The sequence below is a fragment of the Pseudomonas sp. GW821-FHT12A04 genome (assembly GCF_058807755.1).
The window spans coordinates 1-17,870 of sequence record NZ_JBXAQZ010000004.1 but is presented as its reverse complement, the minus strand read 5'-3'; the positions used below and the strand labels follow the sequence as shown (position 1 = coordinate 17,870).

General features: G+C 62.5%; 14 protein-coding genes. 6 read left to right on the top strand and 8 right to left on the bottom strand.

Translation table 11 applies throughout. From position 1 onward, the window contains the following. Positions 1-2 precede the first annotated feature (2 nt). The gene (pdxJ, locus tag AC1RS8_RS07665; protein WP_340315358.1) at positions 3-746 is read left to right on the top strand and encodes a pyridoxine 5'-phosphate synthase; all 744 of its coding nucleotides are present in this window, start codon (positions 3-5) and stop codon (positions 744-746) included. 123 nt (positions 747-869) lie between these two features. Here pdxJ and mltF read toward each other — a convergent pair whose 3' ends face one another. Continuing rightward, entirely contained in the window at positions 870-2,330 is a 1,461-nt protein-coding gene (mltF, locus tag AC1RS8_RS07660; RefSeq protein WP_079246808.1) for a membrane-bound lytic murein transglycosylase MltF, read from the bottom strand. Positions 2,331-2,615: 285 nt separating this feature from the next. Between mltF and purL the strand changes: the two genes are divergently transcribed. Together purL and AC1RS8_RS07650 are read left to right on the top strand one after the other, a co-directional pair. Further along, on the top strand, positions 2,616-6,512 hold the full coding sequence (purL, locus tag AC1RS8_RS07655; protein WP_057716279.1) for a phosphoribosylformylglycinamidine synthase: 3,897 nt from the start codon (positions 2,616-2,618) through the stop codon (positions 6,510-6,512). A gap of 5 nt (positions 6,513-6,517) precedes the next feature. Then, a complete protein-coding gene (locus AC1RS8_RS07650) occupies positions 6,518-6,829 on the top strand; it encodes a YqfO family protein (protein ID WP_057716278.1) in 312 nt (103 codons plus the stop codon). A gap of 184 nt (positions 6,830-7,013) precedes the next feature. Here AC1RS8_RS07650 and nagE read toward each other — a convergent pair whose 3' ends face one another. The 7 genes from nagE to AC1RS8_RS07615 all read right to left on the bottom strand — a co-directional run bounded on the left by nagE (position 7,014) and on the right by AC1RS8_RS07615 (position 15,782). After that, a complete protein-coding gene (gene nagE / locus AC1RS8_RS07645; RefSeq protein ID WP_489339795.1) occupies positions 7,014-8,729 on the bottom strand; it encodes an N-acetylglucosamine-specific PTS transporter subunit IIBC in 1,716 nt (571 codons plus the stop codon). Positions 8,730-8,758: 29 nt separating this feature from the next. Further along, positions 8,759-11,275 carry a phosphoenolpyruvate--protein phosphotransferase gene (gene ptsP / locus AC1RS8_RS07640; protein ID WP_489339796.1) on the bottom strand — a complete coding sequence of 839 codons (2,517 nt, stop codon included), beginning with the start codon at positions 11,273-11,275 and terminating at the stop codon, positions 8,759-8,761. Between the two features lie 154 nt (positions 11,276-11,429). After that, positions 11,430-12,452, bottom strand: a complete 1,023-nt coding sequence (locus AC1RS8_RS07635) for an SIS domain-containing protein (protein ID WP_109790605.1) — start codon at positions 12,450-12,452, stop codon at positions 11,430-11,432. Then, on the bottom strand, positions 12,433-13,539 hold the full coding sequence (nagA, locus tag AC1RS8_RS07630; RefSeq protein WP_489339797.1) for an N-acetylglucosamine-6-phosphate deacetylase: 1,107 nt from the start codon (positions 13,537-13,539) through the stop codon (positions 12,433-12,435). Before nagA ends, AC1RS8_RS07635 begins: the two co-directional genes overlap by 20 nt. Before the next feature lie 39 nt (positions 13,540-13,578). Beyond that, the gene (locus AC1RS8_RS07625) at positions 13,579-14,310 is read right to left on the bottom strand and encodes a GntR family transcriptional regulator (protein ID WP_057716273.1); all 732 of its coding nucleotides are present in this window, start codon (positions 14,308-14,310) and stop codon (positions 13,579-13,581) included. Between the two features lie 295 nt (positions 14,311-14,605). Further along, positions 14,606-15,109: a L,D-transpeptidase family protein gene (locus AC1RS8_RS07620; protein WP_007982819.1), complete on the bottom strand. Its 504-nt coding sequence runs from the start codon at positions 15,107-15,109 to the stop codon at positions 14,606-14,608. A gap of 121 nt (positions 15,110-15,230) precedes the next feature. Further along, complete coding sequence (locus AC1RS8_RS07615; RefSeq protein WP_057716272.1) at positions 15,231-15,782, bottom strand: NUDIX hydrolase; 552 nt, start codon at positions 15,780-15,782, stop codon at positions 15,231-15,233. A 147-nt stretch (positions 15,783-15,929) separates the two neighbouring features. Between AC1RS8_RS07615 and AC1RS8_RS07610 the strand changes: the two genes are divergently transcribed. The 3 genes from AC1RS8_RS07610 to AC1RS8_RS07600 all read left to right on the top strand — a co-directional run bounded on the left by AC1RS8_RS07610 (position 15,930) and on the right by AC1RS8_RS07600 (position 17,337). Further along, positions 15,930-16,529, top strand: a complete 600-nt coding sequence (locus tag AC1RS8_RS07610) for a CoA pyrophosphatase (protein ID WP_057716271.1) — start codon at positions 15,930-15,932, stop codon at positions 16,527-16,529. A gap of 71 nt (positions 16,530-16,600) precedes the next feature. After that, positions 16,601-17,125 carry a gamma carbonic anhydrase family protein gene (locus AC1RS8_RS07605; RefSeq protein WP_489339798.1) on the top strand — a complete coding sequence of 175 codons (525 nt, stop codon included), beginning with the start codon at positions 16,601-16,603 and terminating at the stop codon, positions 17,123-17,125. Then, positions 17,122-17,337, top strand: coding sequence for a DUF1289 domain-containing protein (locus AC1RS8_RS07600; protein ID WP_489339799.1), 216 nt, complete (start codon positions 17,122-17,124; stop codon positions 17,335-17,337). The genes AC1RS8_RS07605 and AC1RS8_RS07600 overlap by 4 nt, the downstream gene beginning before the upstream one ends. Positions 17,338-17,870 lie beyond the last annotated feature (533 nt).

Here is a 17,870-nt window from a genome sequence, read left to right as displayed (position 1 = left end):
CCGTGACCACCAGCACCCGTATTCTTCTTGGCGTGAACATCGACCACGTTGCCACCCTGCGTCAGGCCCGGGGCACCCGTTACCCGGACCCGGTCAAGGCTGCACTGGACGCGGAAGAGGCGGGCGCCGACGGCATCACCGTGCACCTGCGCGAAGACCGTCGGCACATTCAGGAGCGCGACGTTCTGCTGCTCAAGGACGTGCTGCAAACCCGCATGAACTTCGAAATGGGGGTCACCGAAGAAATGATGTTGTTCGCCGAGCGCATCCGCCCGGCGCACATTTGCCTGGTGCCGGAAACCCGTCAGGAACTGACCACCGAAGGCGGCCTGGACGTGGCAGGGCAGGAAGCGCGAATCAAGGCGGCGGTCGAGCGTCTGTCGAAGATCGGCTCCGAAGTGTCGCTGTTCATTGACGCCGATGAGCGCCAGATCGAAGCCTCCCGTCGTGTCGGCGCGCCAGCCATCGAGTTGCACACCGGGCGTTATGCCGATGCCGAGACGCCGACCGAAGTCGCCGAAGAACTCAAGCGTGTAGCCGATGGCGTGGCCTTCGGTCTGGCCCAGGGCCTGATCGTCAATGCCGGTCATGGCCTGCACTATCACAACGTCGAAGCCGTGGCGGCGATCAAGGGCATCAACGAACTGAACATCGGCCATGCGCTGGTGGCCCATGCGCTGTTCGTTGGCTTCAAGTCGGCTGTTTCGGAGATGAAGGCGTTGATTCTGGCGGCTGCCAAGGCTTAAAACCAACACAAAATCCTGTGGGAGCGAGCTTGCTCGCGATAGCGGTCTGACAGACACAATTGATGTGACTGACAGGGCCTCATCGCGAGCAAGCTCGCTTTCACATTTGATTTTGGGTGGCTGTCAGAGCGGTGCAGGTTCCTGCGACGGCTTGCTCTTGTCGATCCCCGGAACAAGCAGTTTGCCCTCGGCGACCTGGTCCCCTTCAAGCTGCGGCTGCGTGACCCAGGTCAGGATGTCGTAGTAGCGACGGATGTTCGCCACGAAATGCACCGGTTCGCCGCCGCGGGCGTAGCCGTAACGGGTTTTGCTGTACCACTTCTTTTCCGACAGGCGCGGCAGGATCTTCTTTACGTCCAGCCATTTGTCCGGGTTCAACCCTTCCTTGGCCGCCAGTTTGCGTGCGTCATCCAGGTGGCCGCTGCCGACGTTGTAGGCCGCCAGGGCAAACCAGGTCCGGTCCGGCTCCTGAATCGAGTCGTCGAGCTGGTCTTTCATGTAGGCCAGGTACTTGGCGCCGCCCATGATGCTCTGCCTGGGGTCCAGGCGGTTGGACACGCCCATGGCCTGCGCGGTGTTCTGGGTCAGCATCATCAGGCCGCGCACGCCGGTCTTGGACGTGACCGTCGGTTGCCACAACGACTCCTGGTACCCGATGGCCGCCAGCAGGCGCCAGTCGACTTTCTCCTTCTTGGCGTAGGCCTTGAAGTGCTGTTCGTACTTGGGCAGGCGTTGCTGCAAGTGTTGGGCAAACGTGGTGGCGCCCATGTAGCCGAGGACGTCGACATGCCCGTAGTAGCGGTCCTTGAGGCGTTGCAGGGTGCCGTTCTTCTTGACCTTGTCGAGGTAATCGTTGATTTCGTTGAGCAGGCTGTTGTCGTCGCCCGGGGCGACGGCCCAGCTCTGGTTGCTGGCGTCGCCGAGGTCGAAGGCGACCCGGATGTTGGTGAAGTACACCTGGTTCATCGCCACTTCGTTGGAGTCGACCAGGGTCAGGTCGATCTGACCTTCATCCACCATGCGCAGGAGATCGACGACCTCGACCGCGTCAGACTCTTCGTATTCGATGCCGGGAAACTTCTGTTTCAGCTGCGCCAGTTGTTCGGCGTGGGTGCTGCCCTTGAGCACCATGATCTTCTTGCCCACCAGATCCTTCGCATCGGTTGGCCGGGACTGGCCGTTGCGGTAGATGATCTGCGGGGTGACTTCCAGATAGGAGTGGGAGAAGCGCACCTGCTTCTTGCGCTCTTCGCTGCTGACCAGGCCGGCAGCCGCCAGCACCGGGCCATTGGGCTTGCCGACCTGGTTGAACAGGTCATCGAGGTTGTCGGCGGTCTCGATCTTGAGCTCGACCCCCAGATCGTCGGCGAAGCGCTTCACCAGCTCGTATTCGAAGCCGGTCTCACCGTTGCGATCCTGAAAGTAGGTGGCGGGGCTGTTTCGGGTAACCACCCGCAGCACACCATCCTCCTTTACGCGCTCGAGCGTGTTGGGTTTATCAACACAGCCACCGAGCATCAGGAAGAGTCCGGTTGCGATCAGCCATTTGGCGTACCGCGGACGCAAAGCCGTTGGGAAAAACATCTGCGCAGTATACGCAAAGGACCACGAGCGCCATATCTCGACAGTGAGGGGCTTGTCTGCTAGCGATCACAAAACCGGCCGAAACCCCGCAGGAATGGGCCTTGCCTGCATTTTGTTACAGTAAAAATAAGCTGTTGCTGCACGCCCGGTTAACCTGACTTTCGAGGCAGAAACACAGATCGACGCCCGAGTGCAACCGTGCGTAGCGTTTCGGGTGATGTCGCGGGCTGTTTAGGCTAGAATGCACGGCCTCAAAGCACACCCCTTCCCGAGGCTGTCCCGAAGATGTTGATCCTGCGCGGCGCTCCTGCCCTTTCTGCCTTTCGCCACAGCAAGCTCCTTGAGCAACTGAGCCAGAAGGTTCCGGCTGTCAGCGGCCTGTATGCTGAATTCGCTCACTTCGCCGAAGTTACCGGCGTCCTGACCGGCGACGAACAGCAGGTGCTCGCGCGCCTTCTGAAGTACGGTCCAAGCGTTCCGGTACAGGAACCGACCGGTCGTCTGTTTCTGGTGCTGCCGCGTTTCGGCACCATCTCGCCGTGGTCGAGCAAGGCCAGCGACATCGCCCGTAACTGTGGCCTGGCGAAAATCCAGCGCCTGGAGCGCGGCATCGCGTTCTACGTGGCCGGCCAGTTCAGCGACGCTGAAGCCCAGCTGATCGCCGACGGTCTGCACGACCGCATGACCCAGATCGTCCTGGGCAACCTCGAGCAGGCCGCCGGCCTGTTCAGCCACGCCGAACCGAAGCCCCTGACCGCCATCGACGTGTTGGGTGGCGGCCGCGCCGCGCTGGAAAAAGCCAACACCGAGCTGGGCCTGGCCCTGGCCGAAGACGAGATCGACTATCTGGTCAACGCCTTCGTCGGCTTGAAGCGCAACCCGCATGACATCGAACTGATGATGTTCGCCCAGGCGAACTCCGAGCACTGCCGTCACAAGATCTTCAACGCCAGTTGGGACATCGACGGCGAGAGCCAGGAAAAAAGCCTGTTCGGCATGATCAAGAACACCTACGTGATGCACAGCGAAGGCGTTCTGTCGGCTTATAAGGACAACGCTTCGGTGATCGTCGGCTCCGTGGCCGGTCGCTTCTTCCCGGACCCTGAGACCCGCCAGTACGGTGCGGTGCAGGAGCCGGTGCACATCCTGATGAAGGTTGAGACCCACAACCACCCGACCGCGATTGCCCCGTTCCCGGGCGCATCCACCGGTTCCGGTGGCGAGATCCGTGACGAAGGCGCCACCGGTCGCGGTGCCAAGCCGAAGGCTGGCCTGACCGGTTTCACCGTGTCGAACCTGCAGATCCCGGGTTTCGAACAGCCGTGGGAAGTGCCGTACGGCAAGCCCGAGCGCATCGTCACCGCGCTGGACATCATGATCGAAGGCCCGCTGGGCGGCGCTGCGTTCAACAACGAATTCGGTCGTCCGGCACTGACCGGCTACTTCCGTACCTTCGAACAATCGATCACCACCCCGCACGGTGACGAAGTTCGCGGCTACCACAAGCCGATCATGCTGGCCGGCGGCATGGGCAACATCCGTGAAGAACACGTCAAGAAAGGCGAGATCGTCGTCGGCTCCAAGCTGATCGTGCTCGGCGGCCCGGCGATGCTGATCGGCCTGGGCGGCGGCGCGGCTTCCTCCATGGCCACCGGCACCAGCTCGGCAGACCTGGACTTCGCTTCCGTACAGCGCGAAAACCCGGAAATGGAACGTCGCTGCCAGGAAGTCATCGACCGTTGCTGGCAACTGGGCGACAAGAACCCGATCAGCTTCATCCACGACGTGGGTGCGGGCGGTCTGTCCAACGCCTTCCCGGAACTGGTCAACGACGGCGACCGCGGTGGCCGTTTCGAACTGCGCAACATTCCAAACGACGAGCCGGGCATGGCCCCGCACGAAATCTGGTCCAACGAATCCCAGGAACGTTACGTTCTGGCCGTCGGCCCGGCGGATTTCGAGCGCTTCAAGGCGATCTGCGAACGTGAGCGTTGCCCGTTTGCCGTCGTTGGTGAAGCCACTGCCGAGCCACAACTGACCGTGACCGACAGCCACTTCGGCAACAGCCCGGTGGACATGCCGCTGGAAGTGCTGCTGGGCAAAGCCCCGCGCATGCACCGTTCGGTGGTTCGCGAGAACGAACTGGGCGACGATTTCGATCCGTCGACCCTGAGCATCGCCGACTGCGTCGAGCGCGTTCTGCATCACCCGGCCGTGGCGAGCAAAAGCTTCCTGATCACCATCGGCGACCGCACCATCACCGGCCTCGTGGCCCGTGACCAGATGGTCGGCCCGTGGCAGGTTCCGGTGGCCGACGTTGCCGTCACCGCCACCAGCTTCGACGTCTACACCGGTGAAGCCATGGCCATGGGCGAGCGTACTCCGCTGGCACTGCTGGACGCTCCGGCGTCGGGCCGCATGGCCATCGGCGAAACCCTGACCAACATCGCGGCCTCGCGCATCGGCAAGATCTCCGACATCAAACTGTCGGCGAACTGGATGTCGGCTGCCGGTCACCCGGGTGAAGATGCACGCCTGTACGACACCGTGAAAGCGGTCGGCATGGAGTTGTGCCCTGAGCTGGGCATCACCATTCCTGTGGGCAAGGACTCGATGTCCATGGCCACCCGCTGGAACGATGAAGGCGTGGACAAGTCCGTGACTTCGCCGATGTCCCTGATCGTGACCGGTTTCGCGCCAGTGACTGACATCCGTCAGACCCTGACCCCGCAACTGCGCATGGACAAGGGCACCACCGACCTGATCCTGATCGACCTGGGCCGCGGCCAGAACCGCATGGGCGCCTCGATCCTGGCGCAGGTTCACGGCAAGCTCGGCAAGCAGGCTCCGGACGTCGATGACGCCGAAGACCTCAAAGCCTTCTTCGCGGTGATCCAGGGCCTCAACGCCGACGGCCACCTGCTGGCTTACCACGACCGCTCCGACGGTGGTCTGCTGACCAGCGTTGTCGAGATGGCGTTCGCCGGTCACTGTGGCCTGAGCCTGAACCTCGACGGTCTGGCAGAAACCTCTGCCGACATCGCCGCCATCCTGTTCAACGAAGAACTGGGTGCCGTGATCCAGGTTCGCCAGGACGCGACCCCGGACATCCTCGCGCAGTTCAGCGCTGCCGGCCTGGGTGACTGCGTGTCGGTGATCGGTCAGCCAATCAACAATGGCGAGATCGGCATCACCTTCAACGGCGACACTGTGTTCGAAGGCCAGCGTCGTCTGCTGCAACGCCAGTGGGCCGAGACCAGCTACCAGATCCAGCGTCTGCGTGACAACGCCGACTGCGCCGAGCAAGAGTTCGACGTGCTGCTGGAAGAAGAAAACCCGGGCCTGAGCGTCAAGCTGAGCTACGACATCAACCAGGACATCGCCGCGCCTTACATCAAGAAAGGCATTCGCCCACAGGTTGCCGTACTGCGTGAGCAGGGCGTCAACGGTCAGGTGGAAATGGCTGCCGCGTTCGACCGCGCCGGTTTCAACGCGATCGACGTGCACATGAGCGACATTCTGGCCGGCCGGGTCGACCTGAACGAGTTCAAGGGCATGGTCGCTTGCGGCGGCTTCTCTTACGGCGACGTATTGGGTGCCGGTGAAGGCTGGGCGAAATCCGCGCTGTTCAACAGCCGTGCCCGCGATGCGTTCCAGGGCTTCTTCGAACGCAACGACAGCTTCACCCTCGGCGTGTGCAACGGTTGCCAGATGATGTCCAACCTGCACGAGCTGATCCCGGGCAGCGAGTTCTGGCCGCACTTCGTGCGCAACCGCTCCGAGCAGTTCGAAGCCCGTGTTGCCATGGTGCAGATCCAGGAGTCGAACTCGATCTTCCTGCAAGGCATGGCCGGTTCGCGCATGCCGATCGCCATTGCTCACGGTGAAGGCCATGCCGAGTTCGCCAGCGAAGAAGCACTGCTGGAAGCCGATCTGTCGGGTTGCGTGGCGATGCGTTTCGTCGACAACCACGGCAAGGTCACCGAAAGCTACCCGGCCAACCCGAACGGCTCGCCGCGCGGGATCACCGGTTTGACCAGCCGCGACGGTCGCGTGACCATCATGATGCCGCACCCGGAACGTGTGTTCCGCGCCGTGCAGAACTCGTGGCGTTCGGATGACTGGAACGAAGATGCTCCGTTGATGCGTATGTTCCGTAACGCTCGTGTGTGGGTGAACTAAGCGCCGTGTACAAGCTCAGCTTTTTTGTTCCCGACAGTCATGTCGAGGTGGTCAAAAGCGCCGTATTCGCCGCCGGTGGGGGGCGAATCGGTGCTTATGACCACTGTGCATGGCAAGTGTTGGGCACTGGCCAGTTTCGTCCACTGGACGGCAGCCAGCCGTTCATTGGCGAGGCAGGGCAGGTCGAACAGGTCGAGGAATGGAAGGTTGAGCTGGTGGTGGCCGATGAGTTGATTCGCTCGGTAGTGGCGGCTCTGAAACAGAGCCATCCCTATGAGACACCGGCTTATGAAGTGTGGCGGCTGGAGGATTTCTGATTCTCCGGTGCTGAAATGAAAAACCCGCTGAAAGAGATTTCAGCGGGTTTTTTGTTGCCCAAACTATTGTGGCGTCAGTGAGGGCCTCATCGCGAGCAAGCTCGCTCCTACATTGGATCTGCATACACCGGACCACTGTGGGAGCGAGCTTGCTCGCGATGGCGGCCTATCAGGCACCGAGGATCTAAACCTTGGCACTGACCTCGCTGCGATTGACCAACACCTCCAGTGCATCACTCAAGGTCGGCGCCTTGTCGCCAATCAGCAGATGCCAGATACCGCCATCCAGCTGACTTACACCCTGGCAACCCAACGCTTTCAAATCGAACTCCGACAACGCCTTGCCATCGGCCAGTTGCAGGCGGATGCGGGTCATGGCCACGCAATCGAGTTGCAGCACATTGTCGCCGCCGCCCAGGGCATTGAGCCATTGCTGGGCCTCGGGTGTCGCCATGGCGGCAGGTGGCGGCGCGTCGATTTCTGCAGCCGGTGACGACACCATGGCGCGACCTAGCGCAGGCATCGCCAGGCGAATCTCATCGGCAATCGCGTCGGCCATTGGCCCCACTACCACTTGCAAACTCCCGCCCTTGCCCGGACGCACCACGGCCATGGCACCGAGTGCTTTCAAGTCGGTATCCGAAGCTTTGTTGCGATCCACCATGTCCAGGCGCAAGCGCGTGGTGCAGGCGCCGACGGTGATCAGGTTTTCGGCACCACCCAAGGCCTTGATGTATGCCCCGGCGCGTTCATTGTCGGCGATGGCAACCTGCTCGACGTCAGCGCTGGTTTCGCGGCCCGGTGTCTTCAGGTCGAAGCGGCGGATACAGAAGTCAAACACCACGTAATAGATCACGGCATACGCCAGGCCCACCGGGAACACCAGCCAGCCGTTGGTGGACTTGCCCCAGCCCAGGATCATGTCGATGAAGCCGCCGGAGAAGGTGAACCCCAGGTGGATGTTCAGCGCATTGGTGATGGCCATCGACAGGCCGGTCAGCAACGCATGCAGCACAAACAGCAACGGCGCGAGGAACATGAAGGCGAATTCAATCGGCTCGGTGACGCCGGTCAGGAACGCGGTCAACGCCATCGACAGGAAGATCCCGCCCATCACCTTGCGCCGTGCCGGCAGGGCGTTGCGGTACATCGCCAGGCACGCGGCGGGCAGGCCGAAGATCATCATCGGGAACATGCCGGTCATGAACTGGCCACCCTTCGGATCGCCGGCGAAGTAGCGCGACAGGTCGCCAGTCACCAGCGCCCCGGTGGTGGGGTCGGTGAAGTTGCCGAACACGAACCACGCCATGTTGTTGAGGATGTGGTGCAGGCCGGTGACGATCAGCAGGCGGTTGAACAGGCCGAAGACGAACGCACCGAAGCTGCCGCTTTCCATCATCAGTGTGCCGAAGCTGTTGATGCCGTGCTGGATCGGCGGCCAGATGTAGCCGAACACCACACCCAGCCCCACGGCGGCGAACCCGGTGACAATCGGCACGAACCGTCGGCCACCGAAGAACGCCAGGTATTCCGGCAGCTTGATGTCCTTGAAGCGGTTGTACAGCGCGCCGGCCATCAGGCCGCTGACGATCCCGGCGAGCATGCCCATGTTGATGCTCGGGTCGAGCGCCTTGAGGGTGGAGATCATCACCAGGTAACCGATCACCCCGGCCAGACCCGCCGTACCGTTGTTGTCCCTGGCGAAACCGACCGCGATACCGATGGCGAAGATCATTGCCAGGTTGGCGAAGATCACCTGGCCGGCGTCGTGGATGATCGCGATGTTCAGCAGATCGGTATCGCCCAGGCGCAGCAGCAGGCCGGCAATCGGCAGGATCGCGATCGGCAGCATCAGCGCGCGGCCGAGGCGTTGCAGGCCTTCGATGAAAAGTTGGTACATGGCGGTTCTCCGTGGATTCTTGTTGTTCTTCAGCTCAGAGGCCAATGCTGGTGACAGGCGTGACGCACGGCGCTGGCGCTGCTCAACTTGAGCAGATCCTGGCTGATGCGCCGGCATTCGCTGGCGTCGAGATGACGCACGCGGTCCTTGATTTCGCCGACCTGTACCGGGCTCACCGACAATTCACTGACCCCCAGGCCGATCAACACCGGCGTGGCCAATGGATCGGACGCCAGCGCGCCGCACACGCCCACCCAACGGTTGTGCTGCGCCGCACCGGCGCAGGTCTGGGCGATCAGCCGCAGCAGTGCCGGGTGTAGTGCATCGACGCGAGCGGCGAGCCCGGCGTGGTCGCGGTCCATGGCCAGGGTGTATTGCGACAGGTCGTTGGTGCCGATGGACAGGAAGTCCGCGTGTTCGGCCAGTTGCTCGGCCAGCAGCGCGGCGGCCGGAACTTCGATCATCACACCCAGTTCCGGGCGTTGCGCCAGGCCGAGTTCACCGCACAAGGCATCGAGGCGCTGGCGGATGTGCAGCAGCTCATCGACTTCCGTGACCATCGGCAGCAGGATCCGGCAGCGTGACAACGGGCGCAGGTGCAGCAGCGCGCGCAATTGCTGGTCGAGCAGTTCAGGGCGAGCCTGGGCCAGGCGAATGCCGCGCAGGCCGAGCACCGGATTGGCCTCGGCGGGCAGTGGCAGGTAGTCCAGTTGCTTGTCGCCGCCGACGTCGATGGTGCGGATGATCACCGACTTGTCGCCCATGGCATCGAGCACCGCTTGATAGGCGTGGTGTTGTTCCTGTTCGTCCGGCGCGGTGTGGCGGTCGACGAAGAGAAACTCGGTGCGCAGCAAGCCGACGCCGTCGGCGCCATTGGCCAACGCGTCTACCGCTTCCGTGCTGGATGCCACATTGGCGGCGACTTCGATGCGCAGGCCATCGGTGGTCAGTGCGGGGGTGTGCGCCTGAGCCTGTTGTTCGGCCCGGCGTTGTTGCTGTTGCTGTTGCAGCTGGCGCACGTCGGCCAGGCGCTGTGTGCTGGGTGTCAGTTCGAGGCGGCCACCGTCGGCGTCCAGCACCACCGGTTGCCCCTGTTGCTGGTCGAGCAGCGTCGAACCCAGCGCCACCATGCACGGCAGGCCTTTGCCCCGCGCCAGAATCGCCACGTGGGAGGTCGCGCCACCTTCGGCCATGCACAGTCCGGCGACGCCTTGCTGGCTCAGTTGCAGTAAATCGGAGGGCGTCAGTTCATGCGCTGCGACGATGGCGCCGGCCGGCACGTCGTAATGCCAGGTGTCGCCGAGCAATGCGCGCAGCACCCGTTGCTTGAGGTCGCGCAGGTCGTTGGCGCGTTCGGCCAGCAGCGTGCTGCCGGTTTGCTGGAGGACTTCGCACTGCACGTCGATGGCCTGGCTCCAGGCGTGGGTCGCGGCCGTGCCCTGGGCGACGGTTTGTATGGCGGCGTCCAGCAGGGCCGGGTCTTCCAGCAGCGCCAGGTGTGCGGCGAAGATCGCCTCTTCAGCGGTGTCCTTGTGTTTTTTCGCCAGGACCAGCGTGCGTTCGATTTCGCTGCGCACCTGGCTCAGTGCCGCGTCCAGTACTTGCTGCTGTTGCTGGGGATCATGATGGCCGGCATCCACCGGCAGGCTGATCGCATTCAGGTGGAACAGCGGCCCGCCGACCAGGCCGGGCGCCGCACAGACGCCGTGCAATACACCGGCTTCGGCGGGGCGATTGCGTTGGGCAATCGTGGTCGGCGCGGCGGCATGGCTGTCTTCGGCCAGGGCTGTGGATAACGCGGTCAGCAAGGCTTGCAGCGCGGCTTCGGCGTCCGGGCCCTGGCAACTGACCTGGACTTCTGCCTGTTCGCCGATGGCCAGCCCCATCAGGCCGATCAGGCTGTCGCAGGTGGCCGACTTGCCGGCGAAATGCAGCTGCGATTTGCTTTTGAATCCTTGTGCGGTCTGACGGATCAACGCGGCCGGCCGTGCGTGCAGACCGCCACGATGGGCGATGCGGATGTGGCCGACCACTTCTTCGCCAGCAAGCTCCACGTCCGCCTGCGCGCCCACGCCCTGGCGGCGAATGATGTGTAGCAGCGGCTCGCCGACCTTTACCGACTTGAGGGTGATGGGCCGTGCCTGAAAGTCCTGGCTGTTGGTGAGGATCAGCAGGCTGACCAGGCTTTTGCACTGTTGCGCGACCTTGTCCAGGTCGTAGCGCAGCAGCGGCTGGCCATTGGAGACGCGCGCGCCTTCCTTGACCAGCATCGAAAAGCCCTGGCCTTGCAGTTCGACGGTATCAAGGCCCAGGTGCAGCAGCAGCTCCGCACCGTTGTCGGCACGCAGGGTCACCGCATGGCCGGTGCGGGCGACATGCACCACCACGCCCGCGCACGGCGCATGAAGGGTATCGTTCAACGGGTCGATGGCGATCCCGTCGCCCATGGCGCCGCTGGCAAACACCGCATCCGGGACTTTGGCGAGCGTGAGCACCGGGCCGCTGAGCGGGGCGCTTAAAGTCAGCTCTTTATTGTTGTTATGCATGGCTCGGTCTCATCAAAAAATACGGTTCGGATCAACACGCCCCCCTCTGTAGGAGCGAGCTCGCTCGCGATGGACTAAAGAACGCCGCGTTTATCCAGCAAACGCGCGTTTTCGTTGACGACCATCGCGAGCAAGCTCGCTCCTACAAGGGTGGTTAGTGCGTACGCGTCACTTTGCTCAGGTGCCGTGGCTGGTCCGGGTCCATGCCTCGGGCCACGGCCAGGCCGGCGGCCATCACGTAGAAACTCTGGATCGCGAGAATCGGGTCGAGGGCCGGGTGTTCGGCGCGGGTCAGCGTCAGGTCGCGTTCAAGCACGTCATCCGGCGCGGCCAGTAGCACAAGGGCGCCGCGTTGGCGCATGTCGGCGGCCAGGCTCAGCAAACCGGCCTGTTCGGCGCCCCGTGGGGCAAACACCAGCAGCGGGTAGTTGTCGCCAATCAAGGCCATCGGACCGTGACGGACTTCGGCGCTGCTGAAGGCTTCGGCCTGGATCGCCGAGGTCTCCTTGAACTTGAGCGCCGCTTCCTGGGCGATGGCGAAACCGGCGCCACGGCCGATCACCATCAGCCGCTGACAATCGCGCAAGGCGTCGATGGCCTGGCTCCAGTCCTGTTGCGCGGCGTCACGCAGGCCTTCGGGCAAGGCGCGGCAGGCGTCGAGCAGTTCGGTGTCTTCTTTCCAGTGGCCAATCAGCCGGGCGCTGGCGCTGAGGGTAGCGATAAAGCTCTTGGTCGCCGCGACGCTGCTTTCGGTGCCGGCACACAGCGGCAGGCTGAATTCGCAGGCGGCTTCCAGCGGTGAGTCTTCGGCATTGACCAGCGAAATGCTCAAGGCGCCGCGCTTGCGCAACAGGCGCAGGCTGTTGACCAGGTCCGGGCTTTGCCCCGATTGCGAAAAGGCGAATGCCACCTGGCCGCTGACCTTCAACGGTGCCTGTTGCATGGTCACCACCGACATCGGCAGCGACGCCACCGGGATGCCCAGCAGTTGCATGGTCAGGTAGGCGAAGTAACTGGCGGCATGGTCGGAGCTGCCACGCGCCACGGTCATGGCCACTTGCGGCGGCTGACGACGCAGGCGCCCGGCGATCTCGATCATCTGCGGGTCGAGTTGCTGTAATTGGGCTTGCACGGCCTCGAACGAGGACAGCGCCTCTTCAAGCATTTTTGAAGTCAATGTCTTCTCCTTCGACCATGACGGCGGTCAGTTTCAGTGAGCGATCCAGCCGCACGCAGTCGGCCCAGGCCCCCGGTTGCAGGCGCCCGCGTTCGGTGATGCCGAGGTAGTCGGCGGGGAATTGCGACAGGCGCTGCGAGGCTTCGGCGATGGGCAGGCCGATTTTCACCAGGTTGCGCAGAGCCTGATCCATGGTCAGGGTGCTGCCGGCCAGCGTGCCGTCGGGCAGGCGCACGCCACCGAGGCATTTGGTCACGGTGTGGCTGCCGAGTTTGTACTCGCCATCGGGCATGCCGGCGGCGGCGGTCGAGTCGGTGACGCAATACAGGCAAGGAATCGAACGCAGGGCCACGCGGATGGCGCCGGGGTGCACGTGCAGCAAATCCGGGATCAGTTCGGCGTATTTGGCGTGAGCCAGGGCAGCGCCGACGATCCCGGGTTCGCGGTGATGCAGTGGGCTCATGGCGTTGTAGAGGTGGGTGAAACTGCTGGCGCCGGCCTCCAGCGCGGCCACGCCTTCCTCATAACTGCCCAGGGTGTGGCCGATCTGCATGCGAATGCCGCGGCTGCTGAGGTCGCGGATCAAGGTATCGTGACCGGCGATTTCCGGGGCAATGGTGATCACCCGGATCGGTGCGAGCGCCAGGTACGCTTCGACTTCGGCCATCAGCGCGGTGTGGGCGAAGTTGGGTTGCGCGCCGAGTTTTCCCGGGTTGATGTAGGGGCCTTCGAGGTGTACGCCAAGCACCCGGGCGCTGCCTTGGGGCCGCTGCTCACAGAATTCGCCGACGGCCTGGAGCACGCTGGATATCTCTTCGCTCGGTGCCGTCATGGTGGTGGCCAGCAGCGACGTAGTGCCGAAGCGCACGTGGGTTCGGGTGATGGTTTCGAAGGCCGGCGCGCCTTCCATGATGTCTTTGCCGCCGCCGCCGTGAACGTGCAGGTCGATGAAGCCCGGCAGCAGGTACGGCAGATTGTTGTCCGCCGGATCGCAGGGCTGGCCTTCGATCGACACGACTTTGCCGTGCTCATGGACCAGTCGGCCGCGAACCCAGCCGTGGGCGGTGAGGATGTTGTCTTCGGACATGATCGGTTCTCTGGGTGGGCGGTTTCGCGATGCAGCGTTCTAGCGGCGAAGCTCTGCGACAAAGTCGTAGTAGTCGTTACGGCAATAGGTGTCGGTGACTTCGATGGGCGTGTTGTCTTCCAGGTAGCCGACCCGGGTCATCAGCAACATGGCGGTGCCGGGGGCGATGCCCACCAGGGCTGCGAATTCGTCCGAGGCGTTGATCGCCTGGATGTGCTGCAGGGCGCGGACAACCGGTTTGCCGATGCCGTCGAGGTATTCGTAGAGGGAATCGCCCACGGCCTGCGGCTTGGGAATGATCGAGGCGGGCAGGGTGCTCATCTCGATGGCCATCACCGTGTCGTCGGCCTTGCGCAGGCGTTTGAGGCGCGCGACTTTGTCGTTGGGCGACAGGCCGAGGCGGATCAGTTCTTCGTGGGTCGGCAAGGTGATTTCCCGCTCCAGCCATTGCGATCCGGGCACGAAACCCTTGAGGCGGAGCATTTCACTGAAACCGGAAAGGCGCGACAACGGTTGTTCGAGACGCGGCGTGATGAAGGTGCCGGAGCCCTGGTTGCGGCGGATCAGGCCTTGTTCGAACAACACTTCCAGAGCCTTGCGTGCAGTGACGCGGGAGATGCCCAGCGCCTCGCTCAGATTGCGCTCCGACGGCATGGCCTGTTCGGCTTTCCACTGGCCGGCATGGATCGCCGCTTCCAGATTGCGTGCCAGTTGCAGGTACAACGGCGTGGGTTGGGTGTCGTCGGGGCGCAGGGCTGAAAGGTCGTTCATTTAATTATTGTCCGACGCGTCTGTAGGAAAGTTACTTGTTCGCTGTAGGACAAAAAACTAATACCACTTGAATACCATGTCAATGCAGCTCTCAGGCTGCAGGTGCGGTAAACAGGCCTTATTGGGCGCAGTGGAAAGAGGCTGGATTGAAGTGGTATTAGCGGTGGGAGGATTTAAAGCAAAGATCGCAGCCTTCGGCAGCTTCTACAGGGGGAAATGGTATTCACCCTGCAGGAGCTGCCGAAGGCTGGAATTTTTTTGATTTTTTTTGCGAGGCGACCAAAGGTCGGGGGATTTACGGGCGGATCTCGATCATCGTGCCGTCCGGCACCAGGTTCCAGACTTCGCGCATGTCCATGTTGCGCATGGCGATGCAGCCGTCGGTCCAGTCCAGGGTGTGGAACAGGTCTTCCGGGGTGTCTTCGCTGTCCGGGGTGCCGTGGATCATGATCATGCCGCCGGGCTCGACGCCTTCACGACGGGCGCGGGCGGAGTCGCTGATGTTCGGGTAGGAAATGTGCATCGCCAGGTTGAAACGGTCGCTGATCTTGCGCCAGTCGACCCAGTAGAAGCCTTCCGGGGTGCGCTTGTCGCCTTCCATCAGCTTCGGCCCCTTGGGACGCTTGCCCAGGGAAATGCGATAGGTTTTGAGCGGCTTGCCGTCATTGATCAATTGCAATTGATGGGAAGACTTGAGAATCAGGATTTTCTCGATGACCTTGCCGTCCAGGGTTTCCACGGCAGAAGCCTGGGACACCGTGACAAACGACAAACAGAACAGGGCAAGCAACCAGCGCATTGAAACGATTCCCCAGGAGGTGTCGCGACTATTTATGTATAGAAGTTTTTGCAGGAGCTGCCGCTGGCTCGGGCCGCATTCGGACAATCTTTCGGCGCCTCCCGGTGATGCCGAGATGACATCAGATAATGGCGGGCTGAGCAAGCGGTGGGATCGATTCAGACCGAACGGGATAGATTTCGGTCCGCCGGTCAGCGAAGAAGCATTCTAAGGTACGGCCCACCGTGCGGAAAGCCAGCTCATCCCATGGAATGTCCGCTTCGTCGAATAGTTGCACTTCCAGGCTCTCGGGGCCGGCGCAAAAGTCCAGGTCCACCAGTTCGGCACGGAAGAACACATGCACCTGGCTGATGTGCGGCACGTCGATCAGGGTATAGATGTTCAGGTTGCGCACCCGGGCGCAGGCTTCCTCGGCCGTCTCGCGAATGGCAGCCTGTTCGATGGTCTCGCCGTTCTCCATGAAACCGGCGGGCAGGGTCCAGTAACCGCGTCGCGGCTCGATGGCCCGCCGGCACAGCAATACCTGGGTGCCCCAGGTCGCCACGCAGCCGGCGACGATGTTGGGGTTCTGGTAGTGAATGGCGTGACAACTGTCGCAGACAAAGCGCAGGCGCGAATCGCCTTCGGGAATGCGCTGGGTCACCGGGTTACCGCACTGGCTGCAAAATTTCATGCTGGGGTTCCTGAATGCTGCGCCTATCTTGGCGTGCGGCAGTGCCGGTCGGCAAGTTGTCGTTTCGCGACATGGGGCGGTTGCGGGGGTTGGGCGACCGCAGCGATTGGTGCATGATGCCGGGTAAGGCACAAATCGAGAACACTCATGCTGGACGAGCTACTGCATCGGGTTAGTAACCACACTCCACGCACACTGGAGACCGATCGTCGTTTTCCCGAGGCAGCGGTGCTGGTGCCCATCACCCGCAGTGACGAGCCCGAGCTGGTGTTGACCCTGCGTGCCAGCGGCCTGTCGACCCATGGCGGCGAAGTTGCCTTCCCCGGCGGGCGCCGTGACCCCGAAGACCCCGACCTGATTTTCACCGCCCTGCGTGAAGCCGAAGAAGAGATCGGCCTGCCGCCGGGGCTGGTCGAGGTGATCGGACCGCTCAGCCCGCTGATCAGCCTGCATGGCATCAAGGTCACGCCCTATGTCGGGGTGATCCCGGATTTTGTCGAATACCGGGCCAACGACGCCGAGATCGCCGCGGTGTTCAGCGTGCCCCTGGAATTCTTCCGTAAAGACCCTCGCGAACATACCCACCGCATCGACTATCAGGGCCGCAGCTGGTACGTGCCGAGCTATCGCTATGGCGAATACAAGATCTGGGGGCTGACGGCGATCATGATCGTCGAGTTGATCAACCTGCTGTATGACGCCAAAATCAGCCTGCATCAGCCTCCCAAAAGCTTTATCAGTATCTGAAGCCATCGTTCGAATGGCCTGAATACTGGTTTTGCTGAAAAAAGCCTGCCTGAGCCTTGAGGAATACAACAATGAAATACCGCCTGGGCGACGCCCGCGTCGAAACCCATCCACAGAGCTGGGTCGCACCCAATGCCGTGCTGGTGGGCAAGGTCAAGCTGGAAGAGGGCGCCAACGTCTGGTTCAACGCCGTATTGCGCGGCGACAACGAATTGATCCTGATCGGCAAGAACAGCAACGTCCAGGACGGCACCGTGATGCACACCGACATGGGCTACCCGCTGACCATCGGTACCGGCGTGACCATCGGCCACAACGCCATGCTCCACGGCTGCACCGTCGGCGACTACAGCCTGATCGGCATCAACGCGGTGATTCTCAATGGTGCGAAGATCGGCAAGAACTGCATCATCGGCGCCAACTCGCTGATCGGCGAAGGCAAGGAGATTCCGGACGGATCGCTGGTCATGGGCTCGCCCGGCAAAGTGGTGCGTGAGTTGATCGAGCCGCAAATCAGGATGCTGGAAGCCAGCGCTGCTCACTACGTGCACAACTCGCAGCGCTATGCCCGCGACCTGGCCGAGCAGGAAGAATGACTGCCACCGAACGCCCGGTTGCATCGCCCTGCGTGAATATTTGTGCGCTGGACGACGATGACATCTGCACCGGTTGCCAACGCACGGTGGAGGAGATTACCCGCTGGAGCCGCATGACCAACGACGAGCGCCGCACGGTGTTGGGGTTGTGTCATGAGCGGGCCAAGGCCAGTGGGTTGATCTGGATGTTGCCTTCCAAATCCGATAACTGAATTGCCCCCAGAAAGTGCTTCGCACTTTATCGCGAGCAAGCTCGCTCCCACATGGGAATGCGTTCGACTGTAGGAGCGAGCCTGCTCGCGGTGGACTCAAGAACACCGCGGGGAGCCAGACGTCCCGCGTTATCGTTAACGACCATCGCGAGCGGGCTCGCTCCCACATGGGAATGCGTTCGTCTGTGGGAGCGAGCTTGCTCGCGATGGACTCAAGAACACCACGGGGAGCCAGACGTCCCGCGTTATCGTTAACGACCATCGCGAGCGGGCTCGCTCCCACATGGGAATGCGTTCGTCTGTGGGAGCGAGCTTGCTCGCGATGGACTCAAGAACACCGCGGGGAGCCAGACGTCCCGCGATATCGTTAACGCCCATCGCGCGGGGGCTCGCTCCAAAATGGGAATGCTTTCGTCTGTGGGAGCGAGCCTGCTCGCGATGGACTCAAGAACACCACGGGGAGCCAGACGTCCCGCGTTATCGTTAACGACCATCGCGAGCGGGCTCGCTCCCACATGGGAATGCGTTCGTCT